This window comes from Micromonospora globosa (assembly GCF_000717585.1).
Lineage (GTDB): Bacteria > Actinomycetota > Actinomycetes > Mycobacteriales > Micromonosporaceae > Micromonospora > Micromonospora aurantiaca.
On the sequence record NZ_JNZR01000002.1, the window covers coordinates 1 to 8,278 of the forward strand.

3 pseudogenes are annotated in these 8,278 nt (G+C 74.2%); all 3 read left to right on the top strand.

From position 1 onward, the window contains the following. A pseudogene (locus tag IF06_RS31930) lies at window positions 1–3,402 on the top strand (SDR family NAD(P)-dependent oxidoreductase); the annotation flags it as partial. 72 nt (window positions 3,403–3,474) lie between these two features. Next, a pseudogene (locus IF06_RS31935) lies at window positions 3,475–7,812 on the top strand (type I polyketide synthase); the annotation flags it as partial. A gap of 55 nt (window positions 7,813–7,867) precedes the next feature. Beyond that, a pseudogene (locus IF06_RS34925) lies at window positions 7,868–8,254 on the top strand (phosphopantetheine-binding protein); the annotation flags it as partial. Between the last annotated feature and the right edge of the window lie 24 nt (window positions 8,255–8,278).

An 8,278-nucleotide genomic window follows, 5' to 3' on the forward strand; every position in this document is an offset into this window, starting at 1 on the left:
CGTTGCGGCGGTGAACGGTCCGTCGACGGTGGTGGTGTCGGGTCCGCCGCGGCCGGTTGCCGACCTGGTGGAGGCGTGTCAGGCCGACGGGGTGCGGGCGCGGTTGATTCCGGTGGATTATGCGTCGCATTCGGCGGCGGTGCAGGACGTCGCGGAGCAGTTGCGCGCCGACCTGGCCGACGTGACGCCGCAGCCGGGCCACACCCGCCTCGTGTCGACGCTCACCGGGGACTGGGTGGACCCGGCGTCGATGACGGCGGACGTCACACCACGTTCGTGGAGATCTCTCCGCACCCGGTGCTGGCGATGCCGGTCACGGCGATCCTGGACGACGCCGGCGTGAGCGGGCACACGCTGGGCAGTCTGCGCCGCGGTGACGACGACGCGACGCGGCTGCTGACGAACCTCGCCACCGCGCACACGATCGGTCTGCCCGTCGACCTGACGGCCGTACTCGCCGAGACCGACACCGTCGCACTGCCCACGTACGCCTTCGACCACCAGCGGTACTGGGTCGAGCCGCCGGTGCACCGGGCGCAGGACGTCGCCTCCGCCGGCCTCCAGGACGCCGGGCACCCGCTGCTCAGCGCCGCGCTGACCTTCCCCGACAGCGAGCGGATGGTCTTCACCGGGCGGCTGTCGGTGCGTACCCACCCGTGGCTCGGCGAGCACCGGGTGATGGACAACATCCTGCTGCCCGGCACCGCCTTCGTCGAACTGGCCACGTACGCCGGTGAGCAGGCCGGCTGCCCGACGGTGGAGGAGCTGACCCTGCTCGCCCCGCTCGTCCTGCCCGAACTCGGCGCGCTCCAGGTGCAGCTGACGGTCGGCGACCGGGACGACGACGGGCGGCGTACCGTCCAGCTCTACTCCCGGCCCTACCGGGACGGCTCGGACGAGATCCTCGCCGACGTCGCCTGGACCTGCCACGCCACCGGTCTGCTCGGCCCGCAGCCGGCCGACGCCGCGCCCGCCTTCGACCTAGGGGTCTGGCCGCCGCCCGGCGCGACACGCGTCGAGTCCGACGACTTCTACTCCGGTATCGAGGCGACCGTCTTCGGCTACGGACCGGCGTTCCGTGGCCTGCGCGCCGCGTGGACCCGCGACGACGAGGTCTTCGCCGAGGTCGAGCTGCCCGCCGACCACCACGCCACGGCCGGCCGCTTCGGCGTGCACCCGGCACTGCTGGACGGCGCGCTGCAGGCCATGTCGATCGGCGGCTTCCTCGGCCGGATGGGCGACGGCGCCGACGCCAGCGTGCCCCGTCTGCCGTTCGCCTGGACCGGGGTCTCCCTGCTCGCCGCCGGGGCCACCGCCCTGCGCGTACGCGTCGCCGCGGCCGGCGAGGTCGGCGTCTCCTTCCAGGTGGCCGACGCCACCGGCGCCCCGGTGCTGCACGTCGACTCGCTGATCATGCGCCGCGTCTCCGGGGACTCCCTCGGCGCGGCCCGCTCCGGCCGGCACGAGTCGCTGTTCCAGGTGGACTGGCCGGTGCTGCCGGTGCCAACCGGCCCAGTGCCGGCGGCCACCCGCTGGGTGGCGCTCGGCGACGACCTGGCGCTCAGCGCCGCCTGCGAGGCGGCCGGTGCCCGGGTGCGTACCGACGTCGGGCTCGACTCGCTGGGCGACCTGCTCGCCGGGGGTGAGCCGACGCCCGAGGCGGTGATCGTCCCGGTCGGCGACGCCGGGGACCCGACGGACCCGGAGCTCGCCGCACAGGCGCGGGCCACCACGCACCGTACGCTCGCCGCGTTGCGGACCTGGCTCGCCGACGACCGGTTCGCCGACTCGCGGCTGGTGCTCGTCACCCGGAACGCAGTCGCGGCAGGGGAGCAGGAGCCGGTGAACCTGCGCCAGGCCCCCGTCTGGGGCCTGCTGCGCACCGCCCAGCTCGAACACCCGGGCCGGTGCCAGCTCGTCGACCTCGACGACGCCCCGGACAGCGCCGCCGCGGTGGCCGCCGCCATCGCCTCCGGCGAGCCGCAGCTCGCCGTGCGCGACGGGCAGGTCCGCACGCCACGGCTCGGCCGGGTTCCGGCCGCCGTCGAGCCGCTGCCCGGCGGGATCGACCCGGCCGGCACCGTGCTGATCACCGGCGGCACCGGCGTGCTGGGCCGCATCCTGGCCCGCCACCTCGCCACCAGCCACGGCGTACGGCACCTGCTGCTGGCCGGGCGGCGCGGCGCGGCGGCCGAGGGGATCGGCGACCTGGTCACCGAACTCGCCGGCACCGGTACGGAGGTGGCCGTCGTGGCCTGCGACGCCGCCGACCCCGAGGCCCTGTCGGCGCTGCTGGCCGGGGTGCCCGCGGCGCACCCGCTCACCGCCGTGGTGCACGCCGCCGGCGTCCTCGACGACGGCGTGCTGGAGTCGATGACCCCCGACCGGGTGGACGCGGTCGCCGTGCCGAAGATCGACGCCGCCTGGCACCTGCACCGCCTCACGGCCGACGCGAACCTCGCGGCCTTCGTCCTGTTCTCCTCGGCGGCGGCCACGCTGGGCAGCGCCGGCCAGTCCAACTACGCGGCGTCGAACGCCTTCCTCGACGCCCTCGCGGCGCACCGCCGGGCACGTGGGCTCGCCGGCAACTCGCTCGCCTGGGGCCTGTGGGAGCAGGCCAGCGGCATGACGGGTCACCTCGGCGACGACGACGTGCGACGGATGGCCGAGCAGGGCGCCACCGGCCTGGCCACCGAGCAGGCGCTGAATCTCTTCGACGCCGCGTGGCGGCTCGACGCGGCGGCCGTCCTGCCGATGCGCCTGGACGTCGGGACGCTGCGCGGGCAGGCGGAGGGCGGCACCCTCGCGCCCATCCTCCGGGCCATGGTCCGGGTGCCGCTGCGGCGCTCCGTGGACGCCACCGGTGCCCGCTCCGGCGGGGTCCAACTCGGCCAGCGGCTCGCCGGACTGGCCGCTCCGGAGCGGCTCAAGGTGGTGCTCGACGTGGTACGGGCGAACATCGCCGCCGTCCTCGGCCACGCCGGCCCTGACGCGGTCGACCCGAACCGGCTCTTCACCGACCTGGGATTCGACTCACTCACCGCCGTCGACCTGCGCAACCGGCTCAACAACCTGTCCGGCCTGCGGCTGCCGGCGACGCTCGTCTTCGACTACCCGACGCCGACGGCGCTCGCCGAGAAGCTGACAAGCGAGATCGCCGCCGACGCGGCGCCCTCCACCCAACCGCTCTTCCAGGGCATCGACACGGTGGAGAGCCTGCTCACCGCCATCCCGCTCGACCCGGCGGCCCGCGCCCGGTTCACCGCCCGGATGCAGGACCTGCTCGCCAAGGCGTCCGACCTTGCGGCCGGGCCCTCCGTCGAACCGGACCGGCCAGACCTCGACTCGGCCAGCGACGACGAGATCTTCGACTTCATCAGCAAAGAGTTTGGAATCTCCTGAGATGACCAACCTTCGGATCGAGGCAGGGGCCACCCGATGAGCGACGACAAGCTGCGGTACTTCCTCAAGCGGGTGACCGCAGACCTGCACGACACCAAGCGCAAGCTGCAGACCGTCGAGGCCCGGGATCAGGAGCCGCTGGCCATCGTCTCCATGAGCTGCCGCTTCCCCGGTGGCGTCCGGTCGCCGGAGGACCTGTGGGAGCTCGTCGCCGACGGCCGGGACGCGCTCACCGAGTTCCCCGACGACCGGGGGTGGGACCTGGAGGCGCTCTACGACCCCGATCCCAACAAGCCGGGTAAGAGCTACACCCGCATCGGCGGGTTCCTCGACGGTGCCGGCGACTTCGACCCGTCCCTCTTCGGCATCTCGCCGCGTGAGGCCCTCGCCATGGACCCGCAGCAGCGGTTGTTGCTGGAGACGTCCTGGGAGGCCGTCGAGCGGGCCGGCATCGACCCGCTGTCGCTGCGCGGCAGCTCCACCGGTGTCTTCGTCGGGCTGAGCACCTCGAACTACGGCATGGGTCTGCCGCACGTGCCCGAGGGCGTCGACATGTACATCGGCACCGGCAACACCACAAGCGTCGCGTCCGGCCGGATCTCGTTCACCCTCGGCCTCAACGGCCCGGCCGTCACCGTGGACACCGCCTGCTCCTCCTCGCTGGTGGCCCTGCACCTCGCCGTGAACGCGCTGCGCCGCGGCGAGTGCGACCTGGCCATCGCCGGTGGCGTCACCGTCATGGTCACCCCCGGCGTGTTCGTCGTCTTCTCCCGGCAGCGCGGCATGTCCGTCGACGGCCGGTGCAGGGCCTTCGCGGCCGGCGCGGACGGCACCGGCTGGGGCGAGGGCGGCGGCGTGCTCGTCGTGGAGCGGCTGGCCGACGCCGAACGCAACGGCCACCCGGTCCTCGCCGTGATCCGGGGCAGCGCCCTCAACCAGGACGGCGCCTCCAACGGGCTCACCGCCCCCAACGGCCCCTCCCAGCAGCGGGTCATCCGCCAGGCCCTCGCCAACGCCCGGCTCTCCACCGCCGACGTCGACATGGTCGAGGCGCACGGCACCGGCACTACCCTCGGCGACCCGATCGAGGCGCAGGCGCTCATCGCCACGTACGGGCAGGACCGCCCGGCGGACCGGCCGCTGTGGCTGGGCTCGGTGAAGTCGAACATCGGCCACACCCAGAGCGCCGCCGGCGTCGCAGGTCTGGTCAAGATGGTGATGGCGCTGCGCAACGGCGTCATGCCGGAGACCCTGCACATCGACGAGCCGTCCCCGCACGTGGACTGGACGTCCGGGGCGGTCTCCCTGCTCACCGAGTCCAAGCCGTGGCCGGAGCTGGACCGCCCCCGCCGCGGCGGCGTCTCCTCCTTCGGGGTCAGCGGCACCAACGCCCACGTCATCCTCGAGGAGTACCGCCCGCGCGTCGCCGAGGCGGCGACCGTCGACGGCGAGCAGGCGGACGGGACCGGCGCCGTCGAGCCCGCGCGCCGGCCGGACCTGGTCGCCTCGGACGTGACCCTCTGGCCGGTGTCGGCCCGGTCGAGGACCGCCCTGGGCGGGCAGGCGGCCCGGCTCGCGGACTTCCTGCGCAGACGCGGCGAGATCGATCCGGCGGCGGTCGGCTGGTCGCTGGCCACCACCCGCTCGACGTTCGACCACCGTGCCGCCGTCGTCGGGTCGACCGCCGACGAGCTGCTGGCCGGGCTGGACGCCCTCGCCGCCGGCCAGCCGGCAGGGAACCTCGTCAGCGGTACGGTCACCAGCGCCGGCGCAGGTCCCGTCTTCGTGTTCCCGGGTCAGGGGGCGCAGTCGGCGCGGATGGCGGCCGGGCTCGTCGGTCGTACGCCGGTGTTCGACGCGAAGCTGGCCGAGTGCCAGCGGGCCCTGGCGCCGTACCTCGACGTGGACCTCGTCGGGGTGTTGACCGGTGACGACGAGTCGTGGCTGGAGCGGGTCGAGGTCGTGCAGCCCGTGCTGTGGGCCGTCGGCATCGCCCTGGCGGCCGTGTGGCGCGCGGCGGGCGTCGTCCCGGACGCGGTGATCGGTCACTCGCAGGGCGAGATCGGCGCGGCCTGTGTCGCCGGGATCCTGAGCCTGGAGGACGCTGCGAGGGCAGTGGCGTTGCGGTCGCGGGCGCTGACGGTGCTGCGGGGGACCGGGACGATGGCGTCGATCGACCTGTCGGCCGACGCGGTTGCCGAGCGCCTGGGGGAGTTCCCGGGTGTCGGTGTCGCGGCCGTCAACGGGCCGTCCACCGTCGTGGTGTCCGGCCCGCCGCAGCCCGTGGCCGACCTCGTGCAGGCGTGCCAGGCGCAGGGCGTCCGCGCCCGGCTGATCCCCGTGGACTACGCGTCGCACTCCGAGGCCGTGCAGCAGGTGGCCGAGCAGCTTCGCGCGGACCTGGCCGGCGTCACCCCGCGGGCCGGCCACACCCGGCTGGTCTCCACCCTCACGGGCGAGTGGGCTGACCCGCTCACCATGACCGCTGACTACTGGTACGACAATCTGCGGCAGACTGTGCTCTTCGACGCGGCCGTGCGGACGGCTGTGGCTGCCGGGTACACCACGTTCGTCGAGCGCGGCCACCGTCGACCTGCCCACCTACGCCTTCGACCACCACCGGTACTGGCTCGACGGCAGCGGCGGGCCCGACCTGGAGAGCCTGCTGTCGGGCATGAGCGGCGACCCGGGCGACGCGGGCTTCTGGGCCGCAGTCGAGAGCGGGGACGTCACGGCCCTCGCCGAGACCATCGCCACCGAGGAGACCCCGGCACACGAGGTCCTCGACGCGCTGCTGCCGGCCCTGCCGATGCTCGCCTCCTGGCGCCGGCAGCGGCGCCGGCAGGCCGACATCGACAGCTGGCGCTACCAGGACACCTGGAAGCCGCTGACCGGCGTCGCCAACCGGGGCATGGACGGCACCTGGGTCGTGGTCCTGCCGACCGGCGACATCATCGAGCCATGGCAGGACACCTGCGTCGAGGCGTTCGCGGCGGCCGGCGCGACCCTCGTCCCGGTGGCCGTGTCCACGCCCGACGTCGACCGCGACCAGTTCGGGAAGCTGCTGCGGGAGGCGCTGGCCGCCGCACCGGGCGGCGACGCCACCGCCGAGGTCGCCGGCGTGGTCTCGCTGCTCGCCTTCGACGAACTGGCCCACCCGCTGCACCCCTCCGTGCCCGGCGGCTTCGCCGCCACCGTCGCGCTCTTCCAGGCCCTCGGCGACATCGGCCTGCGCGCGCCGATGTGGAGCGTCACCTCCGGCGCCGCGTCCGTCGGTATGGCCGACCTGCTGCGCTCCCCGGTGCAGTCGCTGGTCTGGGGCTTCGGCCGGGTCGCCGCGCTGGAGCACCCGCAGCGCTGGGGCGGGCTCGTGGACCTGCCCGAGGCCGTCGAGGACCGCTGCGCCGACCTGCTCGTCGCGGCCCTCACCACCGCCGGGGACGAGGACCAGATCGCGGTACGGCCGACTGGCCTGCTCGCCCGCCGGCTCACCCGCGTCCCGCTCGGCGACAGCCAGCCCGCCAACCCGTGGCAGCCGTACGGCACGGCGCTCGTCACCGGCGGCACCGGCGCGCTCGGTGGGCACGCCGCCCGCTGGCTGGCCCGCAGCGGTGTGGAGAACATCGTCGTCGTCAGCCGCCGGGGCATGGCCGCACCCGGTGCGCAGCAGCTCGTCGACGACCTCACCGCGCTGGGCGCCCAGGCCGTCGTGGCCGAGTGCGACGCCTCCGACCGCGAAGCCCTGGCCGAGCTGATCGACCAGATCCCCGCCGAGTACCCGCTCACCGTGGTCGTGCACGCCTCCGCCGTCCTCGACGACGCCATGATCAACGACATCCGGCCCGAGCAGATCGAACGGGTGCTGCAGGCCAAGGTCGACGTCGCGTACAACCTGCACGAGCTGACCCTCGACCACGAGCTGTCCGCGTTCGTCATGTTCTCGTCCTTCGCCGGCAGCGTGGCCAGCTCCGGCGTCGGCAACTACGCCCCGAGCAACGCGTTCCTCGACGCGCTCGCCCAGCACCGTCGCGGCCTCGGCCTCACCGCCACCTCCATCGCCTGGGGGGCGTGGGCTGGCGGCGGTATGGCCGACGGGCCGCTCGGCGATCTGCTGCACCGCCACGGTGTACCCGAGATGACCCCGGAGGCGGCGATCACCGCGCTGCACCAGGCCGTGGACCACGGCGAGGCGTTCCTCACCATCGCCGACATCGCCTGGGAACGGTTCTCCGTCGCGTTCACCGCCACCCGGCCCGGTCCGCTGATCAGCGACCTGCCGGACGTCCGGCGGCTCGCCGCCGCCGAGGCGGTGGCCAGTGTGGAGGTCGGCGACGGCCCGGAGTCGTTGCGGGACCGGCTCGCCGGGCTGCCCGCCACCGAGCGGTTCGCCGTGCTGCTCGGCCTGGTCCGTAGCCAGGTCGCCGCCGTGCTCAACTACCCGTCCGCCGAGTCGGTGGACGAGCATCGGGCGTTCCGGGAGCTGGGCTTCGACTCCGTCACCGCCGTCGAGCTGCGTAACCGGCTCGGCTCGGCCACCGCCGTGGCGCTCCCGGTCACCCTGGTCTTCGACTACCCGACCCCGACGACCCTGGCGGAGTACCTCTACGCCGAGGTCGCCCATGACGACGTGGTCACCCCGAACGCGCTCCTCGACGATCTGGACCGGATCGCCGAGGGCCTCGACGTGGTCGCGCGGGACGAGGCGGCCCGGGTGCGGGCCACCGTACGCCTGCAGGCGATGCTCTCCCGGCTCGGCCAGGACAGCGGCGGCGCCGACATCGGCCGGCATCTCGACGACGCCACCGACGACGAACTGTTCGCGATGGTGGACAAGGACCTCGGCATCTCCTGACCCCAGCTCCAGCTCTCTCCCGTC